This is a genomic window from Jannaschia sp. R86511 (assembly GCF_042466345.1).
Taxonomy (GTDB): domain Bacteria; phylum Actinomycetota; class Actinomycetes; order Actinomycetales; family JBBAYJ01; genus Aquipuribacter.
The window spans coordinates 4358852-4375830 of sequence record NZ_JAXHCD010000001.1 but is presented as its reverse complement, the minus strand read 5'-3'; the positions used below and the strand labels follow the sequence as shown (position 1 = coordinate 4375830).

The 16979-nt window shown below is 72.3% G+C and carries 15 protein-coding genes and 1 tRNA gene; 14 read left to right on the top strand and 2 right to left on the bottom strand.

The genetic code is table 11. From position 1 onward, the window contains the following. Window positions 1-308: 308 nt before the first annotated feature. From SJY06_RS20525 to SJY06_RS20510, 4 genes are all read left to right on the top strand, one after another. Window positions 309-1022 carry a hypothetical protein gene (locus SJY06_RS20525; RefSeq protein ID WP_380169397.1) on the top strand — a complete coding sequence of 238 codons (714 nt, stop codon included), beginning with the start codon at window positions 309-311 and terminating at the stop codon, window positions 1020-1022. A gap of 278 nt (window positions 1023-1300) precedes the next feature. Further along, window positions 1301-1633 (top strand): hypothetical protein, encoded by a 333-nt coding sequence (locus tag SJY06_RS20520; protein ID WP_380169396.1) that lies wholly within the window; start codon window positions 1301-1303, stop codon window positions 1631-1633. Next, window positions 1630-2709, top strand: coding sequence for an MBL fold metallo-hydrolase (locus SJY06_RS20515; RefSeq protein ID WP_380169395.1), 1080 nt, complete (start codon window positions 1630-1632; stop codon window positions 2707-2709). The genes SJY06_RS20520 and SJY06_RS20515 overlap by 4 nt, the downstream gene beginning before the upstream one ends. A 1250-nt stretch (window positions 2710-3959) precedes the next feature. Next, a complete protein-coding gene (locus SJY06_RS20510) occupies window positions 3960-4211 on the top strand; it encodes a tyrosine-type recombinase/integrase (protein ID WP_380169394.1) in 252 nt (83 codons plus the stop codon). Between the two features lie 43 nt (window positions 4212-4254). On the opposite strand, the gene SJY06_RS20505 is transcribed toward SJY06_RS20510, so the two are convergent. Beyond that, window positions 4255-4327 (bottom strand) — tRNA-Thr (locus SJY06_RS20505). A gap of 191 nt (window positions 4328-4518) precedes the next feature. On the opposite strand from SJY06_RS20505, the gene SJY06_RS20500 reads away from it, so the two are divergent. The 10 genes from SJY06_RS20500 (at window position 4519) to SJY06_RS20455 (ending at window position 15823) form a co-directional block, all read left to right on the top strand. After that, a complete protein-coding gene (locus SJY06_RS20500; RefSeq protein ID WP_380169393.1) occupies window positions 4519-5070 on the top strand; it encodes a molybdopterin-dependent oxidoreductase in 552 nt (183 codons plus the stop codon). Continuing rightward, complete coding sequence (locus SJY06_RS20495; RefSeq protein WP_380169392.1) at window positions 5067-7502, top strand: putative bifunctional diguanylate cyclase/phosphodiesterase; 2436 nt, start codon at window positions 5067-5069, stop codon at window positions 7500-7502. Before SJY06_RS20500 ends, SJY06_RS20495 begins: the two co-directional genes overlap by 4 nt. Further along, window positions 7448-8482 (top strand): molybdopterin-dependent oxidoreductase, encoded by a 1035-nt coding sequence (locus SJY06_RS20490; protein WP_380169391.1) that lies wholly within the window; start codon window positions 7448-7450, stop codon window positions 8480-8482. The genes SJY06_RS20495 and SJY06_RS20490 overlap by 55 nt, the downstream gene beginning before the upstream one ends. A gap of 23 nt (window positions 8483-8505) precedes the next feature. Then, on the top strand, window positions 8506-9393 hold the full coding sequence (locus SJY06_RS20485; RefSeq protein WP_380169390.1) for an alpha/beta fold hydrolase: 888 nt from the start codon (window positions 8506-8508) through the stop codon (window positions 9391-9393). A 709-nt stretch (window positions 9394-10102) separates the two neighbouring features. Then, complete coding sequence (locus SJY06_RS20480) at window positions 10103-11269, top strand: NlpC/P60 family protein (protein WP_380169389.1); 1167 nt, start codon at window positions 10103-10105, stop codon at window positions 11267-11269. Window positions 11270-11411: 142 nt separating this feature from the next. Then, window positions 11412-12461, top strand: coding sequence for a peptidoglycan DD-metalloendopeptidase family protein (locus tag SJY06_RS20475; protein ID WP_380169388.1), 1050 nt, complete (start codon window positions 11412-11414; stop codon window positions 12459-12461). Window positions 12462-12571: 110 nt separating this feature from the next. Further along, window positions 12572-13609, top strand: a complete 1038-nt coding sequence (locus tag SJY06_RS20470) for an acyl-CoA dehydrogenase family protein (RefSeq protein ID WP_380169387.1) — start codon at window positions 12572-12574, stop codon at window positions 13607-13609. Beyond that, on the top strand, window positions 13606-14382 hold the full coding sequence (locus SJY06_RS20465; protein ID WP_380169386.1) for a PIG-L deacetylase family protein: 777 nt from the start codon (window positions 13606-13608) through the stop codon (window positions 14380-14382). Before SJY06_RS20470 ends, SJY06_RS20465 begins: the two co-directional genes overlap by 4 nt. Further along, window positions 14379-15041 carry a class I SAM-dependent DNA methyltransferase gene (locus tag SJY06_RS20460; protein WP_380169385.1) on the top strand — a complete coding sequence of 221 codons (663 nt, stop codon included), beginning with the start codon at window positions 14379-14381 and terminating at the stop codon, window positions 15039-15041. Before SJY06_RS20465 ends, SJY06_RS20460 begins: the two co-directional genes overlap by 4 nt. Beyond that, a complete protein-coding gene (locus SJY06_RS20455; RefSeq protein ID WP_380169384.1) occupies window positions 15038-15823 on the top strand; it encodes a glycosyltransferase in 786 nt (261 codons plus the stop codon). Before SJY06_RS20460 ends, SJY06_RS20455 begins: the two co-directional genes overlap by 4 nt. Here the strand turns inward: SJY06_RS20455 and SJY06_RS20450 are convergent. Next, a complete protein-coding gene (locus SJY06_RS20450; RefSeq protein ID WP_380169383.1) occupies window positions 15820-16941 on the bottom strand; it encodes an AI-2E family transporter in 1122 nt (373 codons plus the stop codon). The genes SJY06_RS20455 and SJY06_RS20450 overlap by 4 nt on opposite strands. Window positions 16942-16979 lie beyond the last annotated feature (38 nt).

The following is a 16979-nucleotide window of genomic DNA, read 5'->3' as shown; positions in this document are numbered from 1 at the left end:
AGCCGGCCCGGTGGTGGTCTGTCCGGGATGACGTAGTCACCGCGTAGCGGCCGTAGGTCCTGGACGGACCGGCGCCGGGGTGGCTGGCCTGTGGCTGGCCGTCGCGGCGGGGTCGCCGCCCTGGTGCCCCTTGGCGCATCCCGGAGCCGAGGCCCTAACGAGTTGTTGGGTAGGTCCCCCCCGCGTGGCGGCGCAACTGAACTTGGGCCGGCGCAGGACTCTCATCTGTTGGATCACGGTGACAGGCAGACACGCCCATGACACGATGCCTGGTACGTGCGACACGCAGAGGAGGACAGGTGCGAGAGGTGGCAGCCGCCCAGGGCATCAACATTGTGCTCAGAGGCCGCTTCAATCCCGCAATATTCTCCCCGCTTTGGCTGCAAGTGAATGGACTTATTAGCGCCACCGAACTAGAGAATGCGGAACTTGGTGTCATTACCGCGGAGTTTGTTGAGTTCTCAGTCGGAAGCATAGCCATCAAGGGCACCAGCGACGCCCTGCAAGTGGGTACGGCAGCGATCGAGGACAGTGAGCGTTCTCGCGACATAATGCTGGGCATTCTGAGTCAACTGACCCACACGCCGGTCTCATTGATGGGGATCAACAGAGATTTTCATTTCTCTGTGCCTGACGCTGCGCGATGGCATGAAATCGGCGACATCCTTGCCCCGAAGGAGATTTGGAACTCCATTCTAAATGTACCCGGAATGCTGAGCCTGGCCGTTCGCGGTGAGCGGGATGACGCATTGGGGGGCAGCATCAACGTCCAGGTCGAACCCTCAAGGGCAGTAACGCCTGGCGTATATGTCAACGTAAACAGCCACTTTGCTCTGGTTGCGGAAGCAATAAAAATCTCCGCTCGTGACCAAGTGTTTAAGGTCGATCCTGCAGAGTTGCAAGCAGCCACGCCTGAAAAGAATGAGCGTGCTCGCGAGATTCTGCGTGATGTGTGGGAGGCCTCGTTCAACAGCATGGATCGCATCGCCCACGCGGTTATTGCAGTAAGGAGACGTGCGTAGTGGCTGGACAGACGGTAGTACCCACTGGCGCCATCGAGGCTAGAGAGAGCCCTTCAGATTCGCGTCAGGGTTGGGCTGTAATGTCTCTTCATGTTCGCAACCACGTCGCACAACATGCTCGGCAGTTCGGTCGGGAACACGCCTTTGCTCTCGGAAATGCGACCCTATCTGTTGCCACCGCTTCAAACAGCGGGACTGACCAGATCGCGGCGCCTTATGGCGCAGCAGAGCGATCCGTCAAGGAGCGAGGCGAGCTCTTGCGCGGCCAGATTGAGACCGTGACGGGTGTTCGCAAATGGACTGGACGCGTCGTCGAGGTTGAGGAAGACGGAGAAGTCATGACCGTCGAGCTGACGCCGTTCGGCGACACTGAGACCACTTTTATTGCAGATTTCTCAACAGAGTTGGTCGACTCTGATGGGGCTGGCCCCGTGCGAAAGGGTGACCTCATCTACCTCACGGCTAGGACTGTCCATTCGGAACGCGGGGGCGTCCATTCGACGAGCCATATTCGACGACGTCTCATCGGACGTTGGGGCGAGGACGAGTTGCGGTTGGTGAGCGATAAGGCCGAACGCGACGCTAGGTCTTTGCTCGATCTAATCGAATGAACCCTGAACCTCCTGCGGCCGATGAGATGGAAGTCTCCATTTTTGGTCCAGGGAAGGGGGAGGCCGTAGCTGTTCATGTGCAGGATGGTCGCTGGCTGACTGTCGACTCGTGCCGCACTTCGGACGGGACCCTGCCTGTTCAGGCTTACCTCGCCGCCCTAAAGGTGGACATCGCAAGTCAAGTCGATTACGTAGTGGCGACCCATGCACACGATGATCACATGGCGGGGATCGCTGACTTCTTTAGTCTCTGTGCGTCCGCGGCGTTCGTAACTCCGGCTGCGACAACGGACCGCGAGTTCACCTCTCTGCTGGCGACTGACGAGGCCGTGAAGCGGCGGACAGGTACCTCGGTGCGTGAAGAGTTTCGTCGCGTCTTTGACGTGGCTCGTGATCAGCGCAGGCGCATCACTAGAGCTTCTGAGATGACGCGGTTGTACGACATAAACGCCTCGGTTCGACTGGCCGATGCCAGCGTGATGACTCTATCCCCATCTGATGCCGCATCCCAGCGAGCTCTCGAGGTGTTGGCCCAGACTCATGCGCAGTTGGGCGAGTACATTCGGCCCGATGGTTTGGACCTCAATTCCTTGTCTATTGCGCTCTGGGTGGAGACTCCTGCGGCCGCTGTATTGCTCGGCGGGGACCTTTTGAAGGGGCCGACCGGTTGCGGATGGAGGCGAATTATCGACTTTTTGGAACCCGAGAACGCAGCGTCTCTGATCAAGGTGCCACATCATGGTTCCGAGAACGCTGACCTGCCAGCCGCGTGGACACAGCTCCTTGCACCCCTCCCAGTGAGTCTGCTGACGCCGTACCGCGCCGGTGTGTCCCCGATCCCAAAGCCGGGTGACCTTGAACGGATTGCTGCCAAGTCATCTCAGGTGGCTGTGACTGCAAAGACAAGCCCTCCTACATTGAATCGCCGACAGCGCATGCTTGCTGGGGACCTGGCCACCCTGGGAAGCAACATTCGGAACGCGGGAGGGAAGATCGGTCAGGTGCAAGCAAGACGCCGACCCGGAGAAAGCGCCTGGAGGGTTGCGGTTCAGTCGCCCGCGTATAGGTACAGGTGATTTCGCTGCTCGCGGCACAACATGCAGTGAAGGGCGCGGAGGAGGCTGGCGCACGGAAGCGAGCCAGGGGTCGGCGCGAACGGCGCTTGCGCCGCATGCGCAAGCCGGCCGCGGCGGGGCGCGAAGCGCGCCGCCGCCTTGATCCCATAGAGGTAGACGGAGCAACGGGGTGCCTGTTGTACTTTGCAGGTGGCGTTACGCGCTTGACGCCTCGATGCAAACCGTAAGAGGGGGGGGCTTCGGTGTTCAAGTTGATAGTGCGTGACCACCTGGCGTTGACATTGTCCCTCGTTGCGGCAGTCACCATCGTTGCCAAAATTTGGGCCGTGGCTCACGGAAGTGCGCCGTCGGTGGCAGGGATTCTCAGCTCCGGCTCCGTGCTGACGTCAGTCCTGGGAGCCTTGATGTCTGGACTGCCGACGGCGGGTCTCGTTCCCATGATTTTGGCCGCCGTCGTGCTTGGTGAGGCAGTCCGCGAAGAGGATTCGACTAAGGGTCCAGCGTTAGCCACCGTAGTAGCGGTTGCATTTGGGTTCATCTTTGCTCCCGCGGACTGGTTTTGGGCTACCCTTGTCCTTCTCGTGTTCATGCTTATCGTTAATGTTCTGTTGCGCGTTATGCGTCGGTGGGGCTCGACCAGGTCCGCTTGGGTGAAGCGCCTCGTCGGGAAGTCGGACATCCCTCGCCGCGATTCCTTTTTGTTTGTTCTGGCGTTCTTTGCAGTGGCTACCTGGGGAGTCATTGCTACCTCGGACAATCCGTGGCTTAATGCAGAGGACGTCACGACCGGTGCCGGCGAAGTCGTTACCGGATACGTCCTGGCGGAAGACTCCCAGGGTGTCGAACTACTACTTCACCGCGAACGGACCATCGTCCGTGTAGAGAACCGGGACATTGGGTCCCGAGTCGTGTGCGCAGTTTCTTCCTGGCGTAGTCAGCGCTCGGTGCTCAGTGCCTGGGTTTGGCCAGACCCGCCGATATATCCCCCATGTGCGAGTCCATAGCTCGCCGAGGGGTGACCAGCATCGGCCGACACGAGCCGCACTGTTTCGGTACGGTCAGTCGTTGGGTGGATTGCAGGGCAGTTAGGTATCAAGCGGGTCATCAAACGACTCGATCAGTACGACTGTCTTGTCGTCGTGCTTCTTCGCACGTGGCCATCGCTGCCCGTTTGGGTCGGTCTCTTCAAGGCGGTGAATGGTAGCCAGCGTTTGGCCGGGTGATGACGGCGGGACTCGGGCTGGGTGCGGGTGACGGGCGACCTGGGGTTCGCGCCGCTGCGGATCCGCGACCTGCGGCACACCGCCGCGAGCGTGTGGATCGCGGCCGGCGCCGACGTCAAGGTGGTGCAGCGGGTCCTTGGGCACGCCACCGCGAGCATGACCGTGGACTTGTACGGGCACCTGATGGACCGCAGCCTGTGGGACACCGCGGACCCCCTCGGTGGGGTCCTCGGGGGCACGACGGGGGCAATCCCGACCCGGCATCGGCGCCGGTCGTGAGGGAGGCCGAGGTGGATGGCCTCTGACCTGGGGTGGAGCGCGGAGCCGCCTATCAGAATCGAACTGATGACCTACGCATTACGAGTGCGTCGCTCTACCGACTGAGCTAAGGCGGCCGGCGCGTGCCTGCACGCGACCGGGCAGAAGTGTACGGGGTGCGGCGGGCTGGTCGGGTCCGCCGGGCAGGCCGCACGGGGGCGAGGGCCGACCGGGTCACGTGCGGGCGGGGGGCTCAGCCCGGGCGGGTGGCTGCCGATAGGACAGGTGGCCCTCGTCCTCTGGGCCCGAGACCGCTCGGGAGGCTCACGTGCACGTCCGTCTTGTCGCGACCGCCGCCGCGCTCGTCCTGCTCGCCGGGTGCGGCGCGGCCGAGGCCGCCGCCCCCGCCGGCCCGGCCGACGACGGGCCGTCCCTGACCGTCGCCGACGTACCCGCGGGCCCGGCCGAGGACGTCGTGCTGACCCTGCTGGGCGGGGCCGACAACGGCGCGGCCGGCGAGGGCGTGGCGCTGAGCCTGGAGCAGGTGGAGCAGCTGGGCACCCGCGAGCTCGAGGTGTACGAGCCGTTCCTCGAGCAGGACGTCAGCTTCACGGTGGTGCCGCTGGCCGACGTGCTCGCCCTGGCCGAGCTGGACCCCGACGTCACGACGCTGCACACGATCGCCTACAACGAGTACGCCGTCGACATCACCCGCGAGACCGCCGAGACGCCCGGCGCGTGGCTGGCCACGCGTGCGGACGGCGAGCCGATCGCGGTGGCCGACGGTGGTCCCACCCGGGTCGTGTTCACCGACGAGCACCCGGAGGCGGGCGACGAGGCCCTGTGGATCTGGAGCATCGCCACCGTCGAACCGGCATGAGCACGTCCCCCGGGGCCGGCCTGGTCCGCCGGCGGATGAGACCGGTCCAGGTGGTGCTCGTCGCGCTGCTGCTCGCCGTGGTGGCGGGCTCGCAGCTGCTCGGCCTGCGCACGGTCTGGGCCCTGTCCACCACCGCGGACACCTTCGACCTGGCGCAGAACGTCACGGGCAACGTGGCCGACGCCCAGCGCGACTCCCTGCGGCTGCGCCTGCTGCTGCAGGAGGACGTCGTCGTGGTCGAGGACGTCCGGCTGCAGGTCGCGTTCCTGCAGCGTCAGCTCGACCTGCTGCAGGCCCGGGAGATGCCGGCCGAGGCCGAGCGCGACGTGGCCACCGCGGTGGAGGCTGCCGACCGGGTCGCCGCGACGCTCGACGAGCTGGTGGACGACGGGGCCGTGCCCGACAGCGGCGCGATGTCCGGGCGGGTGCTCGACGTGTCGGTCCCCACCGCCCGTGCGGACGCCGCCACGGCCGAGGAGTCGCTGCGCGGCCTGTACGCCCAGTTCGAGAACCAGTACTACCAGCAGGGCGCCCGCACGGTGGCCGACCGGCGCGACGAGCAGGCCCTGGCGCTGGCGACGGCCACCGCGGCCGTCGTGCTGGCCGGGCTGCTGGCGCTGTCGCTGCACCGGGCCGTCCGGCTCGACTTCGAGGGCGCCGTCCAGCGCCTGGTCCGCGAGCAGGAGGAACGCAGCGAGGCCGAGCGCGCCACGGCCCGCACCGAACGGCGGCTGACCGCCCTGGTCCGCGACGGCGACGACATGATCCTGGTGCTGTCGAGCGAGGCGGTCATCAGCTTCGCCAGCCCGGCGGCCGCGCGCATCGTCGGCCTGGACGACCCGGCCCAGCTCACCGACCGGCCGTTCCTCGACCTGGTCGCCGAGGGCGACCGGGCCCAGGCCGAGCAGTCGTTGGCCGAGGCGGCCGGGACCGGCGGCGAGACGGTCCGGGTCGACCTGCGGCTGTGCGACCGGCTCAGTCCGGAGGGCAGCCCGACCTGGCTGTCCGTCTCCCTCACCGACCTGCGCGACGACCCCGCCGTCGGCGGCGTCGTCGTCAACGCCCACGACATCACCGACCGGGTCGCCCGCTCGACCATGCTCGAGCACCTCGCGTTCCACGACCGGGTCACGGGCCTGGCCAACCGGCTCGCGGTCGAGCGCCACCTGGACGGCGGCGGCCCCGACGACCGCTCCAGCATCGTGGTCCTCGACCTGGACGACTTCGGCACGCTGATCAAGGACGCGGGGCAGGACTTCGCCGACGCGGTGCTGCGCGAGGTCGCCGACGCGCTCGAGCTGCGCAGCTACCCCAGCGCCCTGGTCGCCCACTTCGGCGCCGACGTGTTCGCCGTGGTCACCCCCGCGTTCGTCGCCACGCCCGCCGACGTCGCCCGCCGGGTCGCCGCCGTCCTGGACGCCGGCGTCGACGTGGCCGGCCGTCGGCTCCGGTTCACCGCCGGGGCGGGTGCGGTGTCCTCGGCCGGGCTGCGCGGCAACGACGCCCTGCGTCTGGCCGAGTCGGCCATGCACGAGGCCAAGCAGGAGGGCGACGGCGCCGTGGTCGTCCACGACGACCGCCGCCTGGAGCAGCTGCGTGTGCGCGGGGAGCTGCTGGACGGTCTGCGCGGGGCGGTCGCGGCGGACGAGCTGCGCCTGCACCACCAGCCCCTGGTCAGCCTGCGCACCGGGCAGGTCACCGGCACCGAGGCCCTGCTGCGCTGGCAGCGCGGTGACGTGCTCGTGCCCCCGGGGGACTTCGTGCCCCTGGCGGAAGAGACGGGCCTCGTCGTCCCGCTGGGCAGCTGGGTGCTGGCGCAGGCCTGCGCCGACCTGGCCACCTTCGACGTGGCCGGCCGGCACGACCTGCGGGTCAACGTCAACGTCTCCCCGCGCCAGCTGGTCAAGGACGGCTTCGTCGAGCACGTGGCCGCCGTCGTCGCCGAGCGCGGCACCGACCCCGCCCGGCTGGTGCTGGAGCTGACCGAGTCCGCCGTGGTCGACGACGCCGACCGCGTCGCCGGCCTGCTGGCCGACCTGCGCGCGGCCGGCCACGCGATCGCCCTGGACGACTTCGGCACCGGCTACTCCTCGCTCAGCCACCTGATGCGCCTGCCCGTGGACACCGTCAAGCTCGACCGCTCGTTCGTCGCCGACGTCCACACCTCCCCGCGCACCCGGCAGATGGTGCGGACCGTGGTGCAGGTGTGCCACGACCTGGGCATGAGCGTGACCGTCGAGGGCATCGAGACGCCCGAGCAGCTCGACGCGGTGCGCGAGGCCGGCTGCGACACCGTGCAGGGGTTCCTGCTCGCCCGGCCCATGACGATGGCCGCGCTGGCCGGGGTGGTCAACCCGCCCGGGCGCACACTGGTCCCGTGGCACCCCCCGCAGCAGGCCGTCGAGGCCGGCGTGGCGTCCCCCGTCGGCTGACCAACGTCGGCCTGCTCCTGGTCCTGGCCGCGGTGCTGCTGACCGGGGTCGGCTCCTGGCTGGTCACCGAGCCCGTCCAGCGCTGGCTGGTCGTCGGGCACGGCGTCGGCGGGCTGCTGGTCGTGCTGCTGGTGCGCTGGAAGGCCCCGGTCGTCCGCTCCGGCTGGTCCCGGTCCCGGCGCAGCCGCTGGGCCTCCGCCGCCCTGGCCGTGCTGACGGTGCTGGCCCTGCTCACCGGGGTGCTGCACAGCACGGGGCTGGCCACCGCCGCGGCCGGCCAGCTGATGATGTGGTGGCACGTGGCCGCCGGGCTCGTGCTGCTGCCGCTGCTGGCCTGGCACGCCGTCAGCCACCGGCAGCGGGTGCGCCGCACCGACCTGGACCGGCGGCTGCTGCTGCGCGGCGGCGGCCTGGTGGCGCTGGCCGGGCTCGCCTGGGTGGCGCTGGAGGGCGTGGTCCGCCTGGCCGACCTGCCCGGCGCCCGCCGCCGCGGCACCGGGTCCTACGCCTCGGACCTGCCCCGGCCCACCATCTGGCTGTCGGACCGGGTGCCCGACGTCGACCCGGACGCCTGGCGGCTGACGGTCAGCGGGGTGGCCGGTGTGCAGCGGCTGTCGCTGGCCGAGCTGCGGGAACGACCGACGACCACCGTGCGCGCCGTCATCGACTGCACCTCCGGCTGGTACTCCGACCAGGAGTGGACCGGCTGGCCGCTGCGGGACCTGCTCGGCCCGCCCGCGGCCGGCGGCAGCGTCGTGGTGCGGTCGGCCACCGGCTACTCCCGGCGGCTGGGCCCGGACGAGCTCGACGGGGTCCTGCTGGCGCACGCCATGGCGGGACGGGCCCTGCCGACGAGCCTGGGGGCCCCGCTGCGGCTCGTCGTGCCCGGTCGGCGGGGCTTCTGGTGGGTCAAGTGGGTCGACCGCGTCGAGCTGGACGACCGGCCCGCCTGGTGGCAACCGGCGCTGCCGCTGCAGTGACCGGCCGTGCCACGCTGGCCCGCATGCTGACGCGTGAGTCCCGGGTCGACGTCGGGGAGGTCACGCTCGCGGTGACCGAGGCGGGGCCCGAGGACGGCCCGGTCGTCCTGCTGCTGCACGGCTTCCCCGACAGCCGGCACCTGTGGCGGCACCAGGTGGCCGCGCTGGCGACCGCGGGGCACCGGGTGCTGGCCCCGGACCTGCGCGGCTACGGCGACAGCGACCGGCCCGAGCAGGTCGGCGACTACGCGATGCGGCACCTGCTGGCCGACGTGACCGGGCTGCTGGACGCCACCGGGGTCGAGCGGGCGGCCGTCGTCGGGCACGACTGGGGGGCCGTGCTGGCCTGGGCCTTCGCCGCGGCCCGGCCCGAGCGCGTCGACCGGCTGGTCGCGGTGTCCGTCGGGCACCCGGCTGCCCGCCGCGGCGCCGGCCTCGCGCAGCAGCTCAAGGGCGCCTACGTGCCCGTGTTCCTCGTGCCGGGGCTGGCCGAGCGGCTGCTGCCGGCCGGTGGCTGGTTCTGGCTGCGGCGCCTGGCCTGGCGCGGCGCCGACCCCGCCGACACCCCGGACCTGGCCCGCCAGGTGGCCGACCTGTCCCGGCCCGGCGCCCTGACGGCGGCCCTGTCCTGGTACCGCGCCAACATCTCGCTGCGCCGCCGCCGGACTGCGTCTGCCCCCGTTCCGGCCACCGCCCCCGGCCGGACCGACCGGGCCCGCCGGGCCATCACCTGCCCCGTCCTGGGGGTCTGGTCGAGCCAGGACCCCGCGCTGACCGAGGCCCAGATGCGTCGCTCGTCGAGGTTCGTCGACGGGCCGTGGCGCTACGAGCGGATCGAGGGGGCGGGGCACTGGGTGCCGGTCGAGGCCCCCGAGGAGCTCAGCACGCTGCTGCTGGACTACCTGTCCTGAGGCCCCCCGGGGACGGCTCGTCGGTCGGCTGTCGGTCGCTCCGGGACGGCCTCGAACGGGCGCACGAGCCGTCGTCGGCGTGCGGTGTTTCTCACACCGGTCGCGGCTCAAGGTCCGATCGGGGTCCGTGCCGTCGCACCGCTGCGGTCGCTCCCGGGTGGGGCGGGGACGGGTCGGAGGCGCGGATCGCACGCCGCCTCGACGGTGGGTCGAGCGCCCGGGCGAGCACCTACGGCCCGGCCGTGACTGCAGCAGTCAGGGTCCCGTCGCAGGCCAGGGGCTCGGCCGGCACGTGCGCCGTCGTGACGACGGCGATCATGCGTGCGACCTGCGACGACGGCAGACACCGTTGTCAGTCACGACGTCAGTCGACGTCAGCTGTTCGTGTGCTGCCCATCGGTGCCGGGCGGCAGGTCCGGCGGTCGACCTCGACCACTGCGACCGGGCTCGTCGGCGGCCTGCGGCGCCCACCCCGGCGGGTGCGACGTCGACGCGGATGCCGCGGTCCGGCGGTGCGGGCGACGCCCGGCAGTGACCCAGCGTGTCCACAGGGGCACAACTTGGGGGTCCCCGTCCAGCGGTCGATGGGGTTGCATGGGTCCAAGGACCCAGACCCTGATGTAGGGTCCGTGACCGGTTCGTTATCTGAAACGTCTGCCTGCTCGTGCTCACCCGGCTAGTTCCCCCAGCCTGCCCGGAGGAAACACCAGTGCCTTCCCTGTTCTCCCGCTGCGCCCTCGGCGCCGCGACCCTGCTCGCCATGAGCCTGGTCGCCGCTCCCGCCGCGCAGGCGACCGACGTGGACGACGCCCGTACCCAGGTGCAGGAGCTCGGCCGCGAGGTCGAGATCGCGGCCGAGGAGTACAACGACGTCCGGGTCCGCCTCGACACGCAGAAGTCCCGCGTGGCCGCCGCCGAGACCCGCGTCTCCAGCCAGTCCCAGGCCATCGCCGAGATGCAGGCCGAGCTCGGCGCGCTCGCGGTCGAGACCTTCAAGCGCGGTGGCGTCGACCCGCAGCTGGCCGCCGTGCTCGGTGACCCCGGGGACTACGTCTCCAGCTCCAGCGCGCTGACCCTGATGGCCGAGCGTCGCTCGACGTCGCTGAGCACGCTCAAGACCGCCCAGGAGGAGCTCGTCGACCTCGAGGCCGCGGCCGCGGCCGAGCTGGCCGAGGTCGAGGCCATGGAGGACGACCTGGCCGCCCGCAAGACCCGGATCGAGGAGCGTCTCGCCGGGGCCGAGGACGTCCTGGCCGAGGCCGAGGCCGAGGCCGCCCGGATCGAGGCCGCCCGCCGTGCCGCCGAGGAGCGCGCCACCCGCGCCCGTGAGGCCGCCGCGCTCGCCGCCCAGGACGACAGCACCGACAGCGGCACCGAGTCCGGCTCCGCCGAGGGCGACAGCAGCAACAACCGCAGCGCCGGTGGCAGCAGCGACTCGGCAGAGGCCGGGGGCGCGAGCGCGTCGGCCGGGGCCGAGTTCACGTCCGCGGGCACGATCAACTGCGGCGGTACCTCCGTCGAGGTGCCGGACGACCGGGTCGCCACCGTGCTCGGCTTCGCCTGCGCCCAGATGGGCAAGCCCTACGCCTGGGGCTCGTCCGGTCCCAACAGCTACGACTGCAGCGGTCTGACCGCGGCGGCGTGGGCCCAGGTCGGCGTCTCGCTGCCCCACAGCTCCAAGGCCCAGGCCGGCTACGGCACCCGCGTCTCGCGCGGGGAGATGCGCCCCGGCGACCTGGTCTTCAGCTTCTCGCCCATCAGCCACGTGGGCATCTACATCGGCGGCGGCCGGTTCGTCGCCGCCCCGTCGGCCGGGGACGTCGTCAAGATCCAGTCCCTGGAGTACCTGCCCTTCAACACCGCGGTCCGCCTCTGACCGAGGCGGACGACGGAGGAGGCCCGACCGCACCCGGACGGGCGTCATCCACAGGACGGTCCGTGGGCCCCAGGGCCCAGGCTATCCTCGTTACCAGTCTGTTACCCGAACACCGGCTCACCCCTGCCCGGAGGACCTACCTGTGCGTGCACTCCTGCCCCGCTGCGCCTTGTTCGCAGCCACCGCCCTGACGGCGACTTTCATGGCGCCGATCGCGGCGCAGGCCTCCGAGGCCACCGAGGCCGAGGTCGAGAAGGCCAAGGACGAGGTGGCCGAGCTGGCCGAGGAGGTCGACGCCGCGTCGGCGGAGTACGAGGCCGTCGAGGCCCGGCTGGAGTCGTCGCAGGCCCGCGTGGAGGCCGCCGAGGCCCGCGTCGTGAGCCAGGCCGCCGTCATCGCCCGCCTGGAGGCCGAGCTGGCCGGGCTGGCCGTGGAGACCTTCAAGCGCGGGGGCGTCGACCCCCGGCTGTCCGCCCTGTCCGGTCGCTCCGACTACTCCGAGGGCACCGAGACGCTCACCCTGGTCGCCGAGCAGCAGGCCGCGTCGCTGACCGACCTCGAGGAGGCCCAGGTCCTGCTCGAGCGCGCCGAGCAGACCTCCGCCAGCGAGCTCGCCGAGGTCGAGGAGCTCGAGGCCGAGCTGGCCGAGCGTCGCTCCGACATCGAGGCCCGGCTGGAGGGCGCCAAGGACGCGCTCGCCGTCGTCGAGGCCGAGCACCAGGCCCGCCTCGAGGCCGAGGAGACCCGCCGGCTCGAGCAGGCCTCGCGCAGCGGCAACCTCGAGGCCGCGATGCCCGAGACCGTCATGGGCTCCGGCCAGATGGCCGTGCCGACCTCCGGCAGCATCAGCTCCCCGTTCGGTTACCGCATCCACCCCGTGTACGGCACCAGCAAGCTGCACAAGGGCACCGACTTCGCGACCGGCTGCGGCACCCCCGTCGTCGCCGCGCAGGACGGCGTCGTGGAGTCGGCCAAGTGGAACGGCAGCTACGGCAACATCGTCGTCGTCCAGCACGGTGGCTCGCTCAGCACCGCCTACGCGCACCTGCAGTCCGCCGCGGTCTCCAGCGGCCCGGTGTCCCAGGGCGACGTGATCGGCTACGTCGGCACCACCGGCGTGTCCACCGGTTGCCACCTGCACTTCGAGGTCCGCGAGAGCGGCACGCCCGTCGACCCCATGGGCTACCTCTGACCCCACCGCTCGTGGCGGGGCGTGCGGCGTGGCACGCTCCGATCCGGGTACCCGCCTGACGGCAGCCCCCCGACCGGGGGGGACCGGACGGGCGGGCCAGGAGGTCGGACGTGACAGGAACGGACGGCGACCGCCGGACCGGGCACGCGACGGCCGCCGGTCCGCGGGTCTCGGCCCTGCTGGACTCCGGCCGGCTCGACCTGCCGCTGCCCGGGTCCGGTCGCACCCTCGACCGGTTCGCCGCGCTGCGCGACCTCGGGGCCGAGGACCTGGTCGTGGCCCGGCTGGCCGAGGCGCACGTCGACGCCCGGGCCGTCCTGGCCGAGCTGCTCACCGGGCCGGACGAGGTGCTGCCGCCCGGCACCCACCGCCGGCTGTGGGGTGTCTGGGCGGCCGACCCGCCGGCGGCGCCGCTGCGGGCCGTGCACCGGCCCGGGGCCCACGTGGCCTGGTCGCTGAGCGGGAGCAAGCCCTGGTGCAGCGGGGCCGGCACCTGCGGCCGGGCCCTGGTCACCGCCCACGCCGAGGACGGCTACCGGTTGTTCGCCGTCGACCCCACCCACCCCGGGGTCAGCGTGCGGCCCAGCCGCTGGGCGGTCGGGGCGGGCATGTCCGGCTCGGACACCTGCGACCTGGAGCTGACCGACGTGCCGGCCCGGCCCGTCGGCGAGGTGGACGCCTACCTGCACCGGCCGGGCTTCTGGTGGGGGGCCGCCGGGGTCGCCGCGGTGTGGCTGGGCGGCGCCCTGCGGGTCGCCCTCGCGCTCGAGCGGGCCGCCGGCCGGCACGGCAGCGACCTGGTGCTCGCCTCGCTCGGCCGGGTGGACGCCGCGCAGCACGCGGCGTGGTGCACGCTCGTCGAGGTGGCCCGGCTGGCCGACAGGTCCGTCGCCGGGGACGCGCCGGCCACGCAGGAGCAGGCGCACCTCGCGGCCGCGCGCAGCCGGGCGGCCGTCGAGACCGCCGTCGAGGTCACCCTGCACGAGACCGGTCGCGCGACCGGACCCGGACCGCTGGCCATGGACCCCGACCACGCCCGTGCCGTGGCCGACCTGCAGGTGTACGTCCGGCAGAGCCACGGCGACCGGGACCTGGCCGTGCTCGGGGGCCTGGCGCTGGCCGCCACGGACCCCGGGGCGCCGTCGTGACCGTCATCGAGGGCGTGGGCACGCCGGAGTCGACGTGGACGCCGTGGCTGGACCAGGTCGGCTGGCCCGAGCTGGTGCCGGGAGCCGGGGCACCGCCCGGCCGAGCGGTCGTGCTGGCCGCCCACCCCGACGACGAGGTGCTGGGGGCCGGAGGGCTGCTGCACCTGCTGGCGCGGTCCGGCTGGCGGGTCGACGTGGTCTGGGCGAGCGACGGCGAGGGGTCGCACCCCGGCAGCACCGTCCTGGTGCCGGCCGAGCTGGCCCGCCGTCGTCGGCAGGAGTCGACCCTCGCCCGGCAGGAGCTCGGGCTGTCCGGCCGCACCACCTGGCTCGGCCGACCGGACTCCGGCCTGCAGCAGCACGAGAACGCCGTGACGAGCGGCCTCGACGAGGTGGTCGCCGGACCCGGGGCCGGGCCGGCGGACCTGCTGGTCGCGCCCTGGCACGCCGACGGCCACCCCGACCACGAGGTCTGCGGCCGGGCCGCGCTACGGGTCGGGGCGGCCCACGGGCTGCCCGTCGTCGAGGTGCCGATCTGGGCCTGGCACTGGGGCACGCCGCAGACCCTGGCCCCCCGCTGGACCCACGCGCGCACGGTGCGGCTGGACGAGCCGACCCGGGCGGCCAAGGCGGCGGCGGTGCGCCGGTTCGTCAGCCAGGTGCAACCCCTCGGCCCCGCCCCGGCCGACCGGGCCGTGCTGCCCGAGCAGGTGCTGGTCCGCTTCGCCCGACCGGTCGAGGTCGCGCTCGTCACGGCGGGCCGGCAGCCGTGACCCTGCCGCCGGAGTACTTCGCCCGGGCCTGGGCCGACGACGACGACCCGTGGCGCATCGCCGACCGCTGGTACGAGCGCCGCAAGCGCGACCTGCTGCTGGCCGTGCTGCCCCGCGAGCGGTTCGCGCGGGGGCTGGAGCTGGGCTGCGCGGCGGGGCACCTGACCGAGCGGCTGGCCGGTCGCTGCGAGCAGCTGCTGGCCTGCGACGTCGACGCGCGCGCGGTCGACCTCACCCGCGCCCGGCTGGCCCGGGCCGGGTCGTCCGGGAGTGAGGAGCCCGGTGGTGGGGAGCCCGGTGGTGGGGCGCCCGGCCGCGGTGGATCGGTGACCGTCGAGCAGCGGCGGCTGCCCGAGCAGTGGCCCGAAGGCCGCTTCGACCTGGTCGTGGTGTCCGAGGTCGGCTACTACCTGGGAGAAGACGACCTGGGCCGGCTGGCCGAGCGGGCCGCCGCGGGCCTGGGACCGGACGGTGTGCTGGTGGCCTGCCACTGGCGCCACCCCGCCCCGGGCTACCCCGGTACGGCCGAGGGCGTCCACACCCGGCTCGGCGCGGCCGGGCTCGATGTGCTGGCCCACCACGAGGAGCCCGACCTGCTGCTGGACGTGTGGACGGCCGGTGAGCCGTCCGTGGCGCGCGCCGAGGGATGGCTCGGGTGAGCGGCGCCGCCGGGGTCGGGGCGCAGCTGCCGTCGGAAGGGCCTCGGCCGACGGTGCGGCACCTGGGGGTCCTCGTCCCCGTGCGCGACGAGGAGCAGCTGCTGGGCCGCTGCCTGACCGCGGTCGCGGCCGCGGTGCAGGCGCTGCACGCCCGGGACGCGCTGGTCGCCGTCGACGTGGTGGTCGTGCTGGACGGCTGCCGCGACGGCAGCGCCGGGACGGCTGCGGCGGTCCCCTGGCCCGCCGCCTCCGCCCGGCCCCACCTGCTGGAGACGGCCCCCCTGGGGGTGGGGCGGGCCCGCGCCACCGGCGCCGCGCACCTGCTGCACCTGGCCCGTGAGCGCGGGACGGGCCCAGCCGTCAGCTGGCTGGCAGGCACCGACGCGGACTCGACCGTGCCCGAGGGCTGGCTGCTGGCCCAGGTCGACGCGTCGCGGGTGGGCTACGACGGCCGGGTCGGCACGGTGGTGCTGTCCGCCCGGGACCAGCTCGCAGCCCGCTGGACCGGGCAGCAGCAGCACGTGGAGGGCCACGGCCACGTGCACGGCGCGAACCTTGGGGTGCGTGGCGACGCCTACCTGCGGGCCGGTGGGTACCCGCCGGTCACGACGGGGGAGGACGTGGCGCTGGTCGAGGCGCTGCAGCGGACCGGGGCCCGGCTGCTGCGAACCGCGCAGGCCCCCGTCGTCACCTCCGACCGGCTGAGCGGGCGGGCGCCGGACGGCGTCGCGGCCGACCTGGCCGACCTGGCTGCGTCGGCCGTCGACGCCGAGGCGTCCTAGCCGAGCACCGCTGGCCCTGAGCCCTGACCGGCCTGCACCTGCAGGTCGGCCGGCTCCAGCAGGTCGGCCTGCCCCTGCAGGTCGGCGCGGTGGTCGCGCAGCCGGGCGACCACCCGCCGGGTCGCGGCCACCGCGGGCACGGCCAGCGACGCGCCGAGGATGCCGGCCAGCGCCGCCCCCACGATGGTCGCGCAGAACGTGACGATCGGGTGCAGCTGCAGCGCGTCCCCGGTCAGCTTGGCCTGGATGACGGTCTGCACCAAGTTCTGCACGACCAGCACCACCAGCAGCAGCACGACGGCCTCCACCGGGCCGGCTGCCCCCAGGGCCACCAGCACGGCGAACGCCCCGGAGAAGATCGCCCCCAGGTACGGCACGTACGACGTCACCAGCGTGACCACGCCGATGGCCAGGGCCAGCGGCACACCCAGCAGCCACGCGGCCAGCGTGATGACGAGGGCCACCACGACGCTGGACAGGGTCAGGGCCAGGTAGTAGCGGCGCAGCGAGTCGACCGCGTCCGCGACGACGCCGTCACCCACGTGGGCCGGCAGCCACAGCCGCCGGCCCACCCACTGCGTCAGCCGGTGCCAGTCGGCCAGCAGCAGGAACAGCAGGAACAGGGCGATGCCGGTCCCGATCAGGAACGACGTCACGGACCCCAGCGCCCCCACGACCGCGCTGGCCGGACCCAGGGCCAGGGTGCCGGCCAGCTCCAGGCCGCGCTGCAGCAGCGCGGCCGGCGACTGCACGTCGATGCCCAGGTCGTCCAGCTGCCCGGCGGCCCACGCCAGCCCCGCCCGCAGGTCCCCGGTCACCACCGACCACTGCGAGGCCACGGCCGCCACGGCCAGCCACGTGACCGCGGCCAGCACCCCGACGAACCCGGCCAGCACCAGCAGCGCCCCCAGCGCCCGGGGCAGCCCGCGGGCCTGCAGGCGGTCCACGAGGGGGACCAGGAGCACGGCCACGACCACCGCGACGACGAACGGTACGACGAGGCCCGCGACGGCGGACAGGGCCAGCACGACCACCGCCCCCAGGGCCACGATCCCGAGCCACGACCAGGCCGCCGCCCCGGCGCGGCGGAGCGTGTCACCACCGGGGGACGTCTCCATGACGGGACCCTAGGGACGTGCGGGCGGGGTGTCACCAC

Bases quoted from the DNA above. Each gene is read 5' to 3' on its own strand.
- SJY06_RS20515 (WP_380169395.1), top strand. From the start codon at position 1,630: ATGAACCCTGAACCTCCTGCGGCCGATGAGATGGAAGTCTCCATTTTT.
- SJY06_RS20485 (WP_380169390.1), top strand. From the start codon at position 8,506: ATGCTGACGCGTGAGTCCCGGGTCGACGTCGGGGAGGTCACGCTCGCG.
- SJY06_RS20450 (WP_380169383.1), bottom strand. From the start codon at position 16,941: ATGGAGACGTCCCCCGGTGGTGACACGCTCCGCCGCGCCGGGGCGGCG.
- SJY06_RS20495 (WP_380169392.1), top strand. From the start codon at position 5,067: ATGAGCACGTCCCCCGGGGCCGGCCTGGTCCGCCGGCGGATGAGACCG.